General features: G+C 42.3%; 18 protein-coding genes and 1 pseudogene. 13 read left to right on the top strand and 6 right to left on the bottom strand.

All coding sequences use genetic code 11. From position 1 onward, the window contains the following. The 4 genes from MSHOH_RS16200 to MSHOH_RS16185 form a co-directional block, all read right to left on the bottom strand. A complete protein-coding gene (locus MSHOH_RS16200) occupies window positions 1–774 on the bottom strand; it encodes an ABC transporter permease (protein WP_048141189.1) in 774 nt (257 codons plus the stop codon). Window positions 775–779: 5 nt separating this feature from the next. Continuing rightward, window positions 780–1,751: an ABC transporter substrate-binding protein gene (locus tag MSHOH_RS16195; protein ID WP_048141187.1), complete on the bottom strand. Its 972-nt coding sequence runs from the start codon at window positions 1,749–1,751 to the stop codon at window positions 780–782. Window positions 1,752–1,802: 51 nt separating this feature from the next. Then, on the bottom strand, window positions 1,803–3,818 hold the full coding sequence (gene cooS / locus MSHOH_RS16190) for an anaerobic carbon-monoxide dehydrogenase catalytic subunit (RefSeq protein WP_048141185.1): 2,016 nt from the start codon (window positions 3,816–3,818) through the stop codon (window positions 1,803–1,805). A 280-nt stretch (window positions 3,819–4,098) separates the two neighbouring features. After that, entirely contained in the window at window positions 4,099–4,830 is a 732-nt protein-coding gene (locus tag MSHOH_RS16185; RefSeq protein WP_048141183.1) for a sulfite exporter TauE/SafE family protein, read from the bottom strand. 483 nt (window positions 4,831–5,313) lie between these two features. Here MSHOH_RS16185 and MSHOH_RS22335 point away from each other — a divergent pair, with 483 nt between their 5' ends. The 3 genes from MSHOH_RS22335 (at window position 5,314) to MSHOH_RS16170 (ending at window position 8,222) form a co-directional block, all read left to right on the top strand. Further along, window positions 5,314–6,138: a hypothetical protein gene (locus tag MSHOH_RS22335; RefSeq protein ID WP_052730899.1), complete on the top strand. Its 825-nt coding sequence runs from the start codon at window positions 5,314–5,316 to the stop codon at window positions 6,136–6,138. A 1-nt stretch (window position 6,139) separates the two neighbouring features. Beyond that, complete coding sequence (locus MSHOH_RS16175) at window positions 6,140–6,457, top strand: hypothetical protein (protein ID WP_048141181.1); 318 nt, start codon at window positions 6,140–6,142, stop codon at window positions 6,455–6,457. 130 nt (window positions 6,458–6,587) lie between these two features. Further along, a complete protein-coding gene (locus MSHOH_RS16170) occupies window positions 6,588–8,222 on the top strand; it encodes an ABC1 kinase family protein (RefSeq protein ID WP_048143567.1) in 1,635 nt (544 codons plus the stop codon). A 206-nt stretch (window positions 8,223–8,428) separates the two neighbouring features. On the opposite strand, the gene MSHOH_RS22330 is transcribed toward MSHOH_RS16170, so the two are convergent. After that, window positions 8,429–9,079: a class I SAM-dependent methyltransferase gene (locus MSHOH_RS22330; RefSeq protein WP_052730898.1), complete on the bottom strand. Its 651-nt coding sequence runs from the start codon at window positions 9,077–9,079 to the stop codon at window positions 8,429–8,431. 279 nt (window positions 9,080–9,358) lie between these two features. On the opposite strand from MSHOH_RS22330, the gene MSHOH_RS16160 reads away from it, so the two are divergent. The 4 genes from MSHOH_RS16160 to MSHOH_RS16145 all read left to right on the top strand — a co-directional run bounded on the left by MSHOH_RS16160 (window position 9,359) and on the right by MSHOH_RS16145 (window position 11,453). Further along, window positions 9,359–9,697, top strand: a complete 339-nt coding sequence (locus MSHOH_RS16160) for a DUF2933 domain-containing protein (protein WP_048141180.1) — start codon at window positions 9,359–9,361, stop codon at window positions 9,695–9,697. Continuing rightward, on the top strand, window positions 9,694–10,323 hold the full coding sequence (locus MSHOH_RS16155; RefSeq protein ID WP_048141177.1) for a methyltransferase family protein: 630 nt from the start codon (window positions 9,694–9,696) through the stop codon (window positions 10,321–10,323). The genes MSHOH_RS16160 and MSHOH_RS16155 overlap by 4 nt, the downstream gene beginning before the upstream one ends. A gap of 422 nt (window positions 10,324–10,745) precedes the next feature. Further along, window positions 10,746–11,120 (top strand): DUF2173 family protein, encoded by a 375-nt coding sequence (locus MSHOH_RS16150; RefSeq protein WP_048141175.1) that lies wholly within the window; start codon window positions 10,746–10,748, stop codon window positions 11,118–11,120. Window positions 11,121–11,207: 87 nt separating this feature from the next. Further along, complete coding sequence (locus MSHOH_RS16145) at window positions 11,208–11,453, top strand: SHOCT domain-containing protein (protein WP_239451018.1); 246 nt, start codon at window positions 11,208–11,210, stop codon at window positions 11,451–11,453. 417 nt (window positions 11,454–11,870) lie between these two features. Here MSHOH_RS16145 and MSHOH_RS16140 read toward each other — a convergent pair. Beyond that, window positions 11,871–12,834: pseudogene (locus tag MSHOH_RS16140) on the bottom strand (glycoside hydrolase family 130 protein). A 137-nt stretch (window positions 12,835–12,971) separates the two neighbouring features. Here MSHOH_RS16140 and MSHOH_RS16135 point away from each other — a divergent pair. The 6 genes from MSHOH_RS16135 to MSHOH_RS26145 all read left to right on the top strand — a co-directional run bounded on the left by MSHOH_RS16135 (window position 12,972) and on the right by MSHOH_RS26145 (window position 16,639). Then, window positions 12,972–13,217: a hypothetical protein gene (locus MSHOH_RS16135; protein ID WP_048141172.1), complete on the top strand. Its 246-nt coding sequence runs from the start codon at window positions 12,972–12,974 to the stop codon at window positions 13,215–13,217. A gap of 100 nt (window positions 13,218–13,317) precedes the next feature. Next, the gene (locus MSHOH_RS24050; RefSeq protein ID WP_052730897.1) at window positions 13,318–13,563 is read left to right on the top strand and encodes a heavy-metal-associated domain-containing protein; all 246 of its coding nucleotides are present in this window, start codon (window positions 13,318–13,320) and stop codon (window positions 13,561–13,563) included. After that, window positions 13,535–15,616, top strand: coding sequence for a heavy metal translocating P-type ATPase (locus MSHOH_RS16130; protein ID WP_204245342.1), 2,082 nt, complete (start codon window positions 13,535–13,537; stop codon window positions 15,614–15,616). The genes MSHOH_RS24050 and MSHOH_RS16130 overlap by 29 nt, the downstream gene beginning before the upstream one ends. An 82-nt stretch (window positions 15,617–15,698) precedes the next feature. Further along, a complete protein-coding gene (locus MSHOH_RS16125) occupies window positions 15,699–15,995 on the top strand; it encodes a DUF2933 domain-containing protein (RefSeq protein WP_204245341.1) in 297 nt (98 codons plus the stop codon). Between the two features lie 21 nt (window positions 15,996–16,016). Beyond that, window positions 16,017–16,307, top strand: coding sequence for a hypothetical protein (locus tag MSHOH_RS26150; RefSeq protein ID WP_204245340.1), 291 nt, complete (start codon window positions 16,017–16,019; stop codon window positions 16,305–16,307). Further along, window positions 16,286–16,639, top strand: a complete 354-nt coding sequence (locus MSHOH_RS26145) for an isoprenylcysteine carboxylmethyltransferase family protein (RefSeq protein ID WP_204245339.1) — start codon at window positions 16,286–16,288, stop codon at window positions 16,637–16,639. Before MSHOH_RS26150 ends, MSHOH_RS26145 begins: the two co-directional genes overlap by 22 nt. The last annotated feature ends 108 nt before the right edge of the window (window positions 16,640–16,747 follow it).

The following is a 16,747-nucleotide window of genomic DNA, read 5'->3' as shown; positions in this document are numbered from 1 at the left end:
TCAACTCACCCTTTCTGGGGACATTCCCCATTGCTTTTGCACCCGGTTTTCCAGAAGCCTGATCGTTTTATCCAGTAAAAACCCTGTCACTCCTATGCAGATAATCCCGGCAAGTACAAGGTCTGACCGAATTGAATTTCTTGCATCAATTATCAAGTATCCCAGTCCTGATTGAGCTCCAACCATTTCTCCGGCAACCAGAAATACCCAGGCTGACCCCAATGCCATATACAGACCATTTGTAATCATTGGAAAAGCTGCCGGAAAGATAATTTTTGACAACAAATCTGGTTGTTTGATACCGAAATTCTGAGCTACTTTAAGGTATATCGGATCTACTTTTTTAACTCCGGAAATGGTTGATAGGAGAACCGGATAAAAAGCCGCTATAAAAATGATCACGACAGCGGGCAAATCCCCAATGCCAAACCAGAGAACTATAAACGGGAACCATGCAATTGGCGAAACAGGTCTTAACACCTGCACCACAGGATCGATAAAAGCCCACATTTTTCCGTAATATCCAAGAGTCAGACCCAGGAAAATCCCTGTAACTGATGCCGTCAAATACCCGGTCAGGAACCTTAACAGGCTGACCTGGAAATGAGTAGCGAGGGTTCCATCGTTGATCAGTTCAGCTATGCCTTCCAGAACCTTAAAGGGGGAAGGAAGGAGGGATGATTCATACCTTCCGGTAAGAATCACAATTTCCCAGAGTAAAACCAGCAAAGTGAGGCTTACAATGACGGTACCTGCCTTTTTTAGTCTTTCCATTGTTCTCACTTTACCGTTTCAATAAATGAATTATCCACAAATTCCGAGTATTTGGGAGGATTTTTCATTTGCTCCATTTCCACAAGATACTGGGATAGTTCATTGTAATCCTTCTCTTCCAGCTTCAGGTTATTGTAGGAAATCCACTGGAGTGATAGGTCGAGTACTTCAGGTTCGACTTTCATATACCTGCTCGCAGCATCCAGAACTTCGGGGTCTTTGGACTCGGCTCTTTCACCCGCTCTGACGTATTCCTTTACAAATTCCGCTGCAACTGTGGGGTTGTTTTCAATGAAATCGTTTCTAAGTACAAGACCACAGCACACGGAACCACTCCATAAATCCCGGGATTCGAACAATACCTTCCCGTTGCCGCTTGCTACCGCTACTGCTCCAAAAGGCTCTGCAACTACGTAGCCTGAAATTCTTCCTTCGGAAAGAGCAGCTGGCATTTCCGGTGGTGGGAGCTCTACAATATTCAGATCATTGACTGTAAGGTCATTTTCCTTCAGCATCTTGTATAGAAGAACGTTGTGAGTTGAAAGCCTGTGAGGAATTGCAAAAGTTTTTCCTTTCAAATCAGCAACCTCATTGATATCCTTAGATACGACCACCACATTACCGTCTCTATGTCCCAGGGCAACGGTTTTCAGATCGATTCCCTGCTCCTTTGATTTCATAGCAAGTTCAATCAACATAGAAGCACCGTCAACCTGCCCGCTATTTACCGCATCACTGAGCTCAGTCCAGGAACCAAACTTTACCAGTTCCACTTTGAAGTTCCTGGAATCATTTGCTGGAAGATCATTTTCAACAAATAATGGAAGGGCATGGGTGATTGGAAGATAACCGATCTTCACAGTCTTGATTTCATTTTGTGCAGAGTTTTCTTCTTTATCATTGCCCCAACCGACCAGGCTGAACAACAAGGACGCTATTATGACAGCCGACACAACTGCAACAATTGCTTTTTTCATCCTAACTACTCCGATTAAAATTTTATTGGTTTTATATATTCAATATCGTCCTTACTTCCATCCGAGAGCTTTTCTTTTCTCCTGAATATCCGATACTATCCTGTCGGCGAGCTTCGAAGGATCTAACTCCACTACCATTACTGAGCCCAGGGTCTCTCCGGTATCTTCATACAGGTATTTCATGACGTTTTCCGAGCCCTGTACAGGAGGATGCACACAGTGGTATGAATTTACGCCCAGTAATCTGAAACCAAGGGCAGCACCCAGACCTTTTTCGTTTGACCACTCCGGGCTTGCAAGTGCAAACGGCATGTCTTTGATATCTTTACCTGAAGCGTCAGATAAAGCCCTGAATAACGCAGACGCTCTGGCATTGTCAATGCACTCTCCCATATGCCATACCGGAGGAAGGTCAGGCTCTAAAAATCCTCTCAACTCTCTTCCGGTTCTGTCAAGAGCCTCCTGGTTGCAGAAACCCAGTTTCATTAAGGGGAATGAGGCACAGCCGTTGGTGAGAACCAGAATGTTATTTTCGATTAATTTGGTGGCTACATCAGCAACTGCTTTTTCATAAACAACTCTTGTATTACTGCATCCTACCAGATTTACCACACCGGCGACCTTGCCTTCTTTCAATGCATCTGCGATAACATCTATACTTCCAAAACGGCTTACAGCGTACTCCAGTGAAAAGCCTATTTCTGCGTTAACCTCGTAATCGGGAATGAAAACCGGGACATCCCTTCTTGCTGCGAAACTTTCAATTGCCCTTCGGATTATTTTTTTCGCCAAATTTTCCGTTTCTTTCAGGTTTGAATGAATATGGTCATAGCCGTAATGTTCTGCCCCTGGCAGCTTTGCCGAATCACTGGTCGTAACTACCGTTGTTTTAAAGCATTTTGCCACATCAATGATTGTCGGGAAGACGTCCTGAACATCGGCCACCCAGAGGTCAAGCGCACCGGTCCCGAGTATAAGCTCTGCTCCAATTGCATTTGATAACGGTATTACCCCGCCATAGCGGTACATTGCAGAGAGCCCAGAACAGCATATGCCGTAAAACTGAATTCCTTCAGCACCATTTTCTTTTGCAAGACATACAAACTCCTCACTTCTCCCCTGCTTTATAATCTCGCTTACAAGAAGAGGGGAGTGACCGTGAATTGCGATATTCACATATCCTTCCTTTAGAGCTCCGACATTCACCCTGACCGTGCTTCTCTCAGGCAGGCCGAAAAGACTGTCCATGGCAATTGAAGATCCAAGGGCGCTGGTCCAGGCAAAGGCGAGACCGCATCGCAGGAACTGCTGCATAACGTTCTTCCAATCCCCATCGGTCCCCGTGGTTGTCCGATGGAGAGCTTCAAACACTTCGTGATAAGCGCCAACCGGGAGAATATCCAGATCTTTCCATACCTCTATTCGCTCCGGCGTTGCAAAAGCACTTAATGTTTTATGTTTTTCGGGCACTGCTCTGGATAAATCCTCAAGGAGAGCGGCGGCAACCTTCAAAGCGACTGCGTCTGTTGTTTTTCCTTCAATATCGATGCCTAACTGAACAGCGGATTTTCTTAATTTCTCCTCGCCTGCAATCGGTAGTCTCAGGCTACCCTCTGCGGAAGCTTTTAAGGCAAGCATAATTTCTCGCCCTCTGGCACCATGGGCAGCCACGCCTGCAGCAACCCATCTTAACAGGTTTCTTGCGACAATGAGGTCTGCGTTCGCTCCACATACCCCTCTAGGGCTTTTTCTGGTGATCCTGCACGGTCCGTTATTACAATTGCGGCAGCATATCCCCGCCATACCGAAGTTACAATGTGGCTTCTGCTGATCAAAACGATCAAAAGGAGTTTCACAGCCGACCTTCTCCATCTGCAATAACATCTTTTTAACCGCTGGATCAGGTGTATGCTCTAACACTTCTGCCTTCGTCGGAAAACTTTTTTTGTATTCAGACACGGCTTCCGTATAATCAGTGAAGTCTCCCCCGTCATGACTATGGTTGTGATGATCGTGATCATCTTTATGAGAATGATCATCATGATGGTAAATCTCAGGTAACTTCATTGTTCAAAGACCTCTATTTGCAAGTTTTACTAAATTCAATTGCGGGCACCTTTATTTCCGGGTAGTTTCCTCCCACATATCTAAGACTGCTAAAAATTTTCTAGCTTACATCTGTCTTGTGCAATAGCTTCACGTTTTTAAGTTCACAATTGTGAACTGGTAAAACACCAAACTCGCTGTTAATATTTAAACGTTAATTTAGAGGCAAAAATTTCCTGGAAAACTCGGTATAGAGCACAAAGATCGTGTAAAAAGTTATAGAGCAAAGGTTCCCATCAAACTATGGAAACAGCACCAGTTTCATCCCGAATAAGAATATGAAAACTGCAACAAAGTTCCTGAATTTTTCCTGAGGTATTTTTTCAACTCCCTTTCTTCCGATCATTGCCCCGATTAAAGACATGGGTATGAAGACAAAAAAGCCTGATAAAATGGCAGGGTTCAGCCTTATGCCGCCTCCTATATAGGTTGCTATCCTTGTAGAATCGATCATAAATGATATGGCACCTGCGGTTGCAATATAGATGGCTTTCTCCAGATTGAAAGCACTCAGGGCTACTGCATTTATTTCCCCTCCTATGCCGAAAATGCCTGCAAAAAATCCTGTCAGGGCTCCACCGGATACTGCTACTGATAACCGCTGGCTAAGTTTAAAGGTTCGGTTGAAGGTGATAAAAAGAACATAGACCAGAAGAAATACTCCTAAAGCTCTTGAGAGAATCTCCTGGGAAATTCTCAGGGACAAAGATGATCCAATGAAACTCGTGAAGATACCGGGAAGTCCAAAGGCAAGAAAGAGTTTCCATCTTATGCCTTTCCGGAATAAGAGCATTTTCCAGATATCATTAAACCAGTGAATTATGCCTACAAAAAGCAGGGTCTGAGGCAGAGGAAGGACTGTCAGGAGAACAGGCACCATAATTGTGGATATTCCGAATCCGGCCAGAGTCCCGATCAGGCTTGCCAGCAGTGTGAGGAGAGCTACAAAAATAATTTCCTCATATGCAATCATATTTTTATTGTATTGGTCTCATCACGGCATTATACTTTTGGGATCAAATCCAGATCTGAAAGATATACCTGCTGAGATTCAAGACTTTTTTAAAACAGATGTCAAAGGATTTTAAAATGACATAGGCAAGTAATATTATATGAATTATCTTATTTATTATAACCATACTTAATTATGACTATATTTTTTGTCCTAAAAGAATGTCCACAAAAGAGTTCGTTAGGACAGTGATGCTCTGAGGCATTCTTTAAGTGAGTTATATGTGACTCCAAGTTCAGTAAGGTAACCGATATATTTGAAAATCTTTGGAAAAGGTATTACCGGGGGGATTAGATTTCCAAAGAACCGAAACCAAGACAAAAGATATCAGATAAAAAGGCATCAGATATATACATAGGTCTGATTTTACTTTTAGTTATTAGTGGCATTGCCTTTCTGTACGAAAGCTGGATAGGCCACGCTCTGATAGCTATCATCAGTCTTTTGCTGATTACTTATGCTCTTACAACCGGAGCTATGCTCAAAGGAAGGATAAAGAGAATCCCTGGGAACGTCTTCAGGCTTCATAGAAGGAGCGGCATTTATTTTGGAGCCTTTATCCTGGGATCGTTTATCTATGGTCTGCTGATGAGGCTGCAGCATGGAGAGCCCGTACTATCATCTGTCCACGGAAAGCTGGGTCTGATCATCGTTCTTATTGTAATTCTACAGATAATTCCAAGTCTGGTTTTAAAGAACCGGGCCAGCTACAGAGGATTGCACAAAATAATGGGATACTCCCTGGCTCCAATTCTATTCGTTGATGCCAGCTGGGGTCTATATAACGGAGTAACTCAAGGAACAAAGAGTCTGGTTCTCCTGCACTCGATATCCGGAGGTCTGGTTGCTCTTGCTCTGGTCTGGGTACTTCTGGAAGTCAGGTATCCGGCAGACAGGTCACTCACAAGAGTCAGGATAGCAAGCTATTTTGCTACACTTCTAGTGATTGCAGGATGCTGGCTTGCAGGTGGTTACAATTACCTGACGGTCTACGGCTCCAGGATAAAACCTGTAATCCTGGAAGGTCCTTATCCCTGGGCACATGAAATTATAATGGAGGCAAAAGAGCATGTTTTTGTCTTTCTGCCTGTAATCGCTCTTGCTCTATCACTTACACTCTATGTTCTTGATAGAGACACTTTTCTGAATGATGTCAGTTTCAGGCGTGCTCTGGGAACAACTGCTTATCTGGCACTCTTTATGGTGCTGCTCATGTTCCTTATGGGAGCGATCATATCAAATACCGGAAAAATTGGAGCGGAGGTCTGACATGAAGGAATCGGGAACATTCATCGCATCAGCCTCAATTACTATCTTTTTAACCGGTTGCATCATTATAGCTCACGATTTATCAACTGATTTCAGACAGTTTTTGGTAGAAATTACGGGCCATCACTGGATAACTGTGAGCTTGATAACAATAATATTATTTGCGCTCTCTTCCGGGATTCTACTGAGCTCAAAAAATGCAAGAAAGTTACTGAAAGTATATGATGCCAGGTTATGGTCTACCGCCCTGCTGGCTGTGACCCTGGTAATGATTCTGGGGATTCTCTCTGAGTTAACTGCCCGTTTTCTCGCAGATTGAAATCTATACTTGGAGCCAAATTTTAGTTATTCCAGTGTTTTATTTCTTTTGCAGTCCTTCATAAGATAAGACATTAAATGAGAATTATTAAGTCGAATTTATATTTACCTAAAGTTCTTAATATATGTTTATGCTTGAAAAAGCAAAAAGATACCTTACTATTACAAAAGTGTTCTTAAAGTACAATTTATTCTCACTTTTGTACAAAGATATCCACAGGGATTACATATCAAACAAAGAATGTACATGCTCCGTTGATTTGAAAAACCGCAGTAATGCTGTAAAACTCAGGCTCGCTTTTGAAGAACTCGGTCCCACTTTTATCAAACTTGGCCAGACATTGAGCAAACGTTCCGATCTGCTTCCCCCTACCTATGTACAGGAACTGGAAAAGCTACAGGATAGGGTCAAACCTCTTGATTTTAATATAATGCGAAAATCCTTCGAAACCGAATGCATATGTGGAATGTCGGAAGGAGGACACGTACATAGTCCTGTTTGTTACCACTGTGGTGATATACTGGACATATTTGATGATTTTGACACGAAACCCATTGCAAGTGCATCAATTGGGCAGGTTTACGAAGCTTTTTTGAAAGGCAAGAAAGTTGCCGTAAAGATTGAACGCCCGAACCTTATAGATACAATCAATCTTGACCTTGCTATTATCGAGGACATGAAACCGATTCTGGTTAAAATAATCGGAACGGGTAAAAATTTCAATTTTGATGCATTCCTGTACGAGTTTAGAGAAATGCTGCATCGAGAGCTTGACTACAGGTTTGAAGCCATAAACATGAAAAGGATGAAGGAAAACTTCAAAGATGTCAGAGATGTGATAATTCCGGATGCATATATGGATTATTGCCGCGAAAATATCCTGGTCATGGATTACATAGAAGGCATTCAAATTAAAGATTTAACTGGTGTTGATCAGGAAACAAAGTCAAGGTATGCAAGGATCATAGGTTCAAGTTATTTAAAACAGGTATATTTAGACGGATTTTATCATGCTGACCCGCATAGCGGAAATATTATAGCCCGGAATAGTTCCGTCGCATTTATTGATTTTGGAGCGGTTGGAACGATTGATGGTGAATTAAAGCGGAATATGTTGGACTTTTTTTATGCCGTATACAAAAAGAAAGTTGATATGGCAACTGATATGTTTTTAAGAATTGGTAACCTTACCGAAGAAGATGTTGACATTCGTAACCTTAAACGAGACATGGACGATCTGATAGCAGACCAGCACTACGGAGCCCAGGGGCGAAAAAGCGATAGATATGCAATACTTGCGTTAAAACACGATATCTCTCTGCCGGCGGAGTTTTCCACGCTGGAACGTGCTGTTTTGCTTATCGAAGGTGTATGCCTTAAACTCGATCTCAACTATAGTATTATGAATGAAGCAAAATCGTTGATATCTGAAGCAATGAAAGAGCGTTATTCTCCGGGAAAGATAGTGGAAGGTATCCAGTTTGAAGCTGACGAATATTTAAATACGCTTAAAAATATCCCTATCGGTATTGATGATGTTATCAAAACCATACGCGGATACAGAATAGAGAAGCTACAGGGCAAGGGCGATGTTATTAAAAAATATCGCTTGCTTGATGAAATGTCAAAAAATCTGTTTTTAGCTGTAGTAATTATTGCTTCCGCATACCTGATAATCAGGGGAGAAGGAAACATTTCTTTACTGGGTATTTTTGGGTTTGCAGGTGGGCTTCTGGTTGGGATATATTCAGTTATTCATTCTTGATCAATTATTGAGTTTATTCTAAAACCAATTTTATCTTCACATCAATAAACGTTTAAGAACTATTCTCTTGACCAAAAGTGAAAAGGTCATCCGAAGTTTGAGATTAAGACAAGTCGTTTTGAGTTTCGGGGCCTGATCGTTAAATATGTCTTTTAAACAGATAATTATTTGTCAACGTTGATTTCTTATTTCAACTTTGTGAGTCCTTATAATTTATTATTTATCCCTTTCAATATTCTTCCAGCTCCATGTAATACAGTAACTTTTTCTATTATCTTAATTCTATTTCTGTTAAGCAGCGGTTCAAGGTCCGATCTAACGAAATCTTTGTAGTATTCGGCTTCAAATAGAACAGTGAAATGGTAAATTAAAAATTTACTGATTTTGCTTTCTGGTAAACCATAATCAGCAACTACTATAATTCCTTTAGTTCTGGTTACCCTGACCATCTCTCTCAATACCTTTTTTCTTATACTCAAAGGCATATCGTGTAAAGCAAACGACACACAAGAAACATCAAAACTATTATCCTCAAATGGCAGATTTGTTGCATCAGCAACTTCAAATCTCGCATTTTTAAATTTACTTTTCTTTTTGGCCACGTTAAGCATGGCATTAGAAAGATCAATTCCAACAGTTTCATACCCCTTCTCTGCAAACGCAAAAGCCTGTTTTCCCGTTCCTGTGGCAACATCTAATATTTTAGCACCTTCTTGAGCATTTGTAAGACTCACAACTCTATCTCTCACTCCGGAAAAAGGTGCAGCGATAATATCATAAAAAGGAGCCAATGCAGCAAACGCCTTTCTAGTGAGTGAGTAGTATTCTTTCTCTTCATCGGTTAATTTTTCCTCCATGCTTTTACCTCAATATACTGTTAAAGCTTTCGTGAATAGCAAAGCAAAACTCAATTGAAAGGTTCAATTTTTGCCGCTATGAATAAAATTTAATAGTGGTATTTTTATAATTATTATATAATCATTTTTCGGTTGTGGGCAAAAGAACCTCAAGACGAGTTATTGATCTTAATGATATGAATATAACTCTAGTTTCTAGAAAAAATTGTCCAGAAACTCTCTTACTTGTGGTTCTTATTAAACGATCATTCTTACAACTGAAAAAAGGAGAAACTCCAAATGAATGGAGCAAGCTGCAATTCAAGAAATAATTTCATCGTAAAGGCAATAGTGCTTTTCGGTTTAGCTACTATTGCATTCTATCTGCTGATAGAGCATAAAGTTCACCTGCTGGCATATTCCAGCTACATATTCTTCCTTGCTTACATCCTTCTTCACTTTTTCATGTGTGGAAGGCATGGGGGACATGGAGAACATGGAGGACATTCTGGGCATGGAAGTGGAAAACACAAACTTAGTGACACAGAAAAAGGAGTTGAACGGGATGCCGAAGTGCATGAATATACAGGTCAGCACGGACACGGGGAGCATGAACACGACAAGGAGAGTCTAAAATGAGTACTATTCAAGCATATGGTCTCTGGCCTCTGGTCATAGTTAACTCTTTAATCTTTATTATCTTCGCCTTAAGTTTCATGCAACCTAAAACATCGCGCGACTGGCGTTCTCTTGGAGGATTTGCAGCGTTTATAGTTGCACTTTTCACAGAAATGTACGGTTTCCCTCTCACCATTTACCTGCTATCAGGATGGCTGACAGACCGCTACCCGGGGCTGGATATTTACTCTCACAATTCTGGACATCTCTGGAGCGACCTTCTGGGCATGACAGGGGACCCTCACCTCAGTCCGATTCATTTATTCAGCTACGTTCTAATCCTTGGAGGACTATATCTTCTATCTTCATCCTGGAGTGTGCTGTATAAGGCACAAAAGAACCACGAACTTGCAATCACCGGGCCGTATGCCTATGTGCGCCACCCTCAATATGTTGCTTTCGTGCTTGTTATGCTGGGATTTCTTGTACAATGGCCCACAATATTGACTCTAGTGATGTTCCCTATCCTGGTGTTGGTGTATAAAAAGCTGGCAAAACGGGAGGAGCGGGATACATTAGCGGAATTTGGCGAAGAATATTCTCGCTATATGGCAAAAGTTCCGGGATTTATACCAAGCCTTGGATGATCCGCAAAATTCTAACTATATATTTTAAGCCCTGGGTGACGAAATAGAAATAAACTGACGCATCTTTAATTGGTAATGTCCGTGAGTTATTGATCGAATCTGAAAAAAGAGCGCATTACTTTTGTTTAAGAAAAATTTAGAGGATCTTGTGCTTATATTTTCAGTAACCCATCCTCGTGACCCAAGATTTTAATTTTCTTTTTTTTAATTTGATATTATTATATAATAATATTGTCAATCATTTATTCATTTATGCAAAAACTAAGTTTAAAGGACTATTAAGCCCGCTAAATAATTTTGTACAAAAAAGCGAAGAACCAGCGGGCTTATGATCAGCATCAGAGGAATAAAGCAGACTTTCCTCTAAATCTAAGATTTAGCAAGTAATTTGCAAATATACCATTTAATTGGGGGATTAATGTATGGATACAAAAGAGTGCGATCTATCGCTAGATGAGCTTCTGAGATTTGAGGGCGTAATGGCAGCTGGGATTTTCAGTCCCGATGGAAAACTTGTGGATTATAAGGCCAACACTGAGATGCCCAAAGAAATGGCTGAGATGACAGCCAAGTTCTGCGGAGCCGTAAATATGATATTTGATGCTCTGGCAAGTGCTTACGCGGAGCTCTATAAGATGAAATGGACACCTCAGCATTACTGGATATACAGCGGTGGCGAATGGACTGTAATTATATCTGGAACAAGAGGAGTTTTTGTTGAGAGCGCTAAAGCAGCAGATATTGGCAAGCTCCTTAAAGGAGTAGCAGTGTGCTTTACCCCCCTTAAGCAAGCCTGAATAATCGTTCTGATTTCTAGTTTTTTCAGGCAGATATGTCCTTAAGATCACAGAAAATTCCAATATTGAGACAGAGAAATTTGGGGAGTGGTTACAATAGATGGATATATGAGTGATTACGGTTACGGTATGATGGGGTTTGGAGGTATGTTGTTCGGACTCCTTTTCTGGATTCTTATAATTGTGCTAGCTTATCTACTAATCAAACGACTTCTTGAACAGAATAAGTCCCGGGGCGAAGAGAAGTCGGCACTGGATATTGCAAAGGAAAGGTATGCAAAAGGCGAAATTACTGAGGAAGAATTTGAAGAAATAAAAAGGCGGTTGACATAAAAGCCTTCGACTTTCTTAGCATTAGGTAGGGATAAATTCTATTTTCAAGTGAGTATTCTCTACCTGCTTGAGCTCCTATTTTACTGAATAGCTCTATCTAGCTCCCCACGTATACGTAAAGTTCTAAGAAAAATATTGCACTGTTTTTTGAGTTATCCATTCTGTTTTGAAACTGAATAATTATATTTAGATTATTCGGTTGAATTGAGAGATAAATAAAAATTAAACTTTTAATTGCCTAAAACAGAATTTTGTCTCAACAGCTATTGTACTTACAGCTATTGTACTTATCATTGTACCTCAGGTGCTTAAGTCCTTTAACACAGAACCCAAAGAAACAGATTTTCAGTTTTTATGGAATATTCAAATAATTTTTTCAGGATCAATGGATTTTCCTTTGTTTTCTTCGAACCATCATTATTCTTCAGGACATTGTTCATCAGGGCATCAGGATATACTCAAGAATATCGCTCACTTTTGCGCTGGCCATTGATACGGAGGTATCCGCACTTCCATAATAGATACGAATCTCATCATCCACCAGGACCCATCCGCAGGGGAAAACTACATCGCTAACGTCTCCAATGCGTTCGTACATCTCACGAGGTCCAAAAACCCATCCTTCTGACCTGCGAAGCACTTTTCTGGGATCTTCAAGGTCAAGAAGAGCCAGTCCAACCCGATAACTCAGTTTAGGTGTTGTCTGACGTATTCCATGGTACATGATTAGCCACCCGTCAGGTACACGGATTGGCTGCGGGCATGTACCTATATTATGTGCATCCCACCATCCGCCTTCCCGAGTATGCATAAGAACCTGATGATCTCCCCAGTATTTCATATCCGGAGAAAAGGAGATCCAGATATTTGCTTTCGCACCCATCACACTAGATACTTGTCTGTGTAGTATTGCCCATTTGCCATTAAACCTCACAGGGAAAATAGAAGCGTCTGTACTCCCGGGCGGCAGTATAGCTCCTATCCGTTCAAAATTGTAGAAATCCTCTGTAAAGGCAAGAGATGTTAAAGGACCTGAATCCGAAAAAGCCGTGTATGCTACAGCCCATTTTTCCATCTCATTTATGTAAGTTATACGCGGATCTTCAATACCATATATTTCTTCAGGGTAGCCTAAAGGGTCTGGACGATAGGTTGGTTCGCTATCAATATCCCAGTCTCCAATTCCGTTTTTGCTCCTGGCTGCTGTTAAGTGAGAAAAACCCCTGTGGTCTTCTACACGCACCATTAATAGAGTTGTACCATTAACCATAGTTACTGCAGGGTTAAATACCGAGTGAGCCCGATAAGGCCAATCTTCAATAGTAAGTATAGGATTTTCCTTATACCTTACAAACAGTTCTCCATAATCTCTCCAGGCCATACTATTCCTCAGAATTCGGTTTCTATAATTATATTGGATTATTGACTTGTGTTTTAAGACAAAATTCCAAGTTTTAAAATTGATGAATATATATTATATCAAATTAATAATTATTAAATAAAAGAGGGGGAAAATCTGTGAAGTTAGATGTAAAAGCATTTACTCTGGCAAGTGGCATTGCGTCGGGTGTAATCAGCCTGATATTCGCTCTCTTTGTAGTATTAACTGGGCGGGGGCTTCAATTCTTAGAGATAATCGCACCCTTCCACCCCGGATATACGCCTACAGTATTGGGTGCAGTGATTAGCGCCATTTGGATGCTGATTTACGGTTTAATTGTGGGAGCGCTGTTTGCTTATATCTACAACTATTTTGCAAAGTAATGAAGATCAGCTAACAATTTAATTGGCAGGGCGGCTCGTTAGCAGAGCTTATCTCTATTGAATGTTTTTCGAATTTTTGTAGCAGAAGGGGGTTTAACGATTGAAAAAAGCTGTGGTCAAGGTTGATTGGCTCCTTCATCCAGGGGATGCACTGGCAGTTGAAAAACATCTCCGTATGCATCCGGGCATCAAACATGTCGAGGTCAGCCCTGTAAGCGGAGTGGCTATTGTAGAGTACGATGAAAGCCTCATCACCGTAGGAGGAATTCAGCATATAGTGGCTGAATGCGGTTATCACTGCCGTGTCTTCAGGCCTCATGATATTAGAGGAGAGCATGAAACCTGATCATGGAAAGAGCGCTCACGAGGAACACGGCGCTCCGGGAAATGGTACGTCTCAACCCATACCAGGAAGAGACAAGGGAATACATGGCGATATCGAATCCATGGCCGAGGATATGTATCGCAGGTTGTTGGTTTCAATACCCTTGACCCTGCTCATTCTACCTTACTCGATGTTAGTGCGAGAATTGACCGGAATAGAGTTGCCCGTTCCCTTTTGGCTGAATCCTAACGTCTTCATGCTTCTGTTGGCCACGCCCGTCGTCTTCTATGGTGGATGGATGTTTTACGTGGACGCGATGCATGCTATAAAGAATCGCATTCCAAACCTGGCGGTCCTGGTCACGATCTCTGTGCTCTCTGCTTATGTGTTCAGTGTTGGTGCTACATTCTTCTTTAAGGCCGAGACCTTCTACGAGGCTGCGACTGTGCTAATGGTCTTTATCCTGGGAGGTCACTGGCTCGACCTCAGAGCCAGAGGCAGCGCATCCTCAGCTATCCGTGCCCTATTGGAACTTTCACCTTCCATGGCCAAGGTTATCAGGGATGGGAAAGAGATGGAAATTTCAACTGCTGAAGTCAAAGTTGGCGATACTGTCGTGGTCAGGCCAGGCGACAAGATACCCGTAGACGGTATAGTCATCGAAGGAGAGTCTTCAGTGAACGAAGCCATGGTTACGGGAGAAAGCGTACCTGTTCATAAGATTTCAGGAAGCGAGGTTATAGGCGCAACTATCAACCAGACAGGCTCCTTCAAGTTCAAGGCCACGAAAGTGGGAGCTGACACCGCTTTGGCTCAGATCGTTCAATTAGTAGCTGCTGCCCAGGCATCGAAGCCTCCAGCGCAGGTATTGGCCGACAGAGCAGCTATATGGCTCACTGTGGCAGCTATAATCTTTGGGCCCCTTACCTTCATAATCTGGTACTTCTTCGCCAATGCGTCTCTGGTCTTTGCCTTCACTCTCGCTGTTACAGTAGTAGTAATAGCCTGTCCCGATGCCCTTGGTCTTGCCACTCCTATGGCTATTCAGGTAGCTACTACAATGACTGCCCAGCGAGGTATCCTTTTCAAAAGTGCTGTAGCTTTAGAGGACTCTGCCCGGCTGCAGGCCGTAATCTTTGATAAGACAGGAACGCTCACTAAAGGTGAGCCTGAGGCGACGGATGTGGTAACTGCTCCTGAAGTGACCGAATCCGAACTGATTATGATTGCAGCTTCTGTGGAACAAGGTTCGGAACATCCCATTGCCAAGGCGATACTTCAGAAAGCTAAGGGAACAGCCCCACTCACAGCAAGCAGTTTTGAAGCGGTAACCGGCCAGGGTATAAAGGCCCAAGTTGAGGGTAGTACAATTCTCATGGGTAATCTCAGCCTGATGGAGGATCAGAAAATAGCTATGGGGGGAATAAAGACCAAGGCCGAGGAGTTAGGAAAACAGGGTAAAACAGTGATTTACATCAGCAAGGATGGCAGATTGGTAGGACTTATCGCCGTGGCCGATGCCCCTAGACCCACCTCACGGGAAACCGTACAGCAGCTCAAGGCTCTCGGTATCGAAAGTATCATGCTCACCGGGGATAACTGGGCTACAGCGAGACGCATTACCACAGATTTAGGGATAGAGAAGGTATTTGCCGAGGTTCGGCCAGACCAAAAGGTTGACAAGGTGAAAGAGATCCAGCAGGAGGGCAAGCTGGTGGCTATGGTAGGAGACGGCATTAATGATGCCCCAGCGCTGGTACAGGCTGATGTGGGTATAGCCATTGGTGCGGGAACGGATGTGGCCCTGGAGTCTGCAGATGTTGTGCTTATGCATAGCGATCCCCTGGATGTGATAAAGGTGATAGCCATAAGCAAAGCTACCAGGCGGAAGATGATTGAGAACCTCTGGTATGCGGCAGGTTACAACCTCATAGCTTTTCCGATCGCCGGTGGAGCTTTATATCCTTCAATTGGGCTGCTGTTGAGGCCTGAGATTGCAGCCCTTACCATGGCTGGAAGTACTTTGCTAGTGACGATCAATGCCTTGCTTCTAAATAGAACAGAGCTCGATTAAGAGTTTCAGTTTTTGTCACAAAAGTAATTTTTATTAAAGATTATTTAAAATAATAAAAATGGGAATTTTCCGGGTGAATGGGGTGAATTCCAGTTCAAGAGATAATCTCATCATAAAGGTAATCGCGTTCTTCAGTTTAGTTATTATTGCATTCTACTTGGTTACCGAGCATAGGGCGCACCTTCTGGCATATTCTAGTTACATAATATTCGGTGTCTTCATTCTGATGCACCTTTTCATGCACTCAGGACACGAAGGACATGGAGGGTGTGGAGGAGGACATGGAGGGCACGGTCAGGAAAAGCATGAGCATGAAGGAGAGGGAGAAGAAAAGGAACAGACAGGGCGCAGGAGAGCAGCAAGGTTCAGGTCAGCATGAACACAATCAGGAGAAGTTAATATGAGCTATGCACCTGCATATGGTCTCTGGTCCTTGGTTATCATCAATTCCCTTATATTCATTATGTTTGCCTTTAGCTTCACACATCCTAAAACATCGCGTGACTGGCGCTCCCTTGGAGGATTTGCAGCCTTCACAGTTGCGTTATTTACCGAAATGTACGGTTTTCCTCTGACCATCTACCTGCTATCAGGGTGGCTGGCAAGTCATATCCAGAGCTGGATATATACTCTCACAATGCCGGACATCTATGGAGTGACCTTCTGGGCATGGAAGGAGATCCTCATCTAAATCTGATTCATTTCATCAGCTATATTTTCATTCTAGGAGGGCTATATCTCCTCTCCTCAGCCTGGGATGTGCTATACAAGGCACGGAAGAATCATGAATTGGCAACTACCGGGCCTTATGCCTATGTCTGTCATCCTCAATATGACGGCTTCATACTTGTGATGATAGGATTTCTGATACAATGGCCCACAATATTGACTCTGATTATGTTTCCAATCTTCGTATATATGTACAAAAGGCTGGCAAAAGTGAGGAAAAAGAGGCATTGGAGGAGTTTGGTGAAGCATATTCCCGCTATATGGCAGAAGTTCCGGGGTTTATACCACATTTAAAATAGTACTAAAAATTTAATTCTCACGTTTTAGCAACAGTTGCAGTCATAAGTAACTACCCTGATCAATTTACTATTTTTTTCCCAATATTTTATAATTCATTTTCAT

Source organism: Methanosarcina horonobensis HB-1 = JCM 15518 (assembly GCF_000970285.1).
Classification (GTDB): Archaea; Halobacteriota; Methanosarcinia; order Methanosarcinales; family Methanosarcinaceae; genus Methanosarcina; species Methanosarcina horonobensis.
The sequence above is the reverse complement of the archived record's forward strand: the minus strand, read 5'-3'. Positions and strand labels throughout refer to the sequence as shown.

Excerpts from the sequence above, each read along its gene's own strand:
- MSHOH_RS16200 (WP_048141189.1), bottom strand. The coding sequence starts at position 774 with ATGGAAAGACTAAAAAAGGCAGGTACCGTCATTGTAAGCCTCACTTTG.
- MSHOH_RS16195 (WP_048141187.1), bottom strand. The coding sequence starts at position 1,751 with ATGAAAAAAGCAATTGTTGCAGTTGTGTCGGCTGTCATAATAGCGTCC.
- cooS (WP_048141185.1), bottom strand. The coding sequence starts at position 3,818 with ATGAAGTTACCTGAGATTTACCATCATGATGATCATTCTCATAAAGAT.
- MSHOH_RS16185 (WP_048141183.1), bottom strand. The coding sequence starts at position 4,830 with ATGATTGCATATGAGGAAATTATTTTTGTAGCTCTCCTCACACTGCTG.
- MSHOH_RS16175 (WP_048141181.1), top strand. The coding sequence starts at position 6,140 with ATGAAGGAATCGGGAACATTCATCGCATCAGCCTCAATTACTATCTTT.
- MSHOH_RS16170 (WP_048143567.1), top strand. The coding sequence starts at position 6,588 with ATGCTTGAAAAAGCAAAAAGATACCTTACTATTACAAAAGTGTTCTTA.
- MSHOH_RS22330 (WP_052730898.1), bottom strand. The coding sequence starts at position 9,079 with ATGGAGGAAAAATTAACCGATGAAGAGAAAGAATACTACTCACTCACT.
- MSHOH_RS16160 (WP_048141180.1), top strand. The coding sequence starts at position 9,359 with ATGAATGGAGCAAGCTGCAATTCAAGAAATAATTTCATCGTAAAGGCA.
- MSHOH_RS16155 (WP_048141177.1), top strand. The coding sequence starts at position 9,694 with ATGAGTACTATTCAAGCATATGGTCTCTGGCCTCTGGTCATAGTTAAC.
- MSHOH_RS16150 (WP_048141175.1), top strand. The coding sequence starts at position 10,746 with ATGGATACAAAAGAGTGCGATCTATCGCTAGATGAGCTTCTGAGATTT.
- MSHOH_RS16130 (WP_204245342.1), top strand. The coding sequence starts at position 13,535 with ATGATATTAGAGGAGAGCATGAAACCTGATCATGGAAAGAGCGCTCAC.
- MSHOH_RS26150 (WP_204245340.1), top strand. The coding sequence starts at position 16,017 with ATGAGCTATGCACCTGCATATGGTCTCTGGTCCTTGGTTATCATCAAT.
- MSHOH_RS26145 (WP_204245339.1), top strand. The coding sequence starts at position 16,286 with ATGGAAGGAGATCCTCATCTAAATCTGATTCATTTCATCAGCTATATT.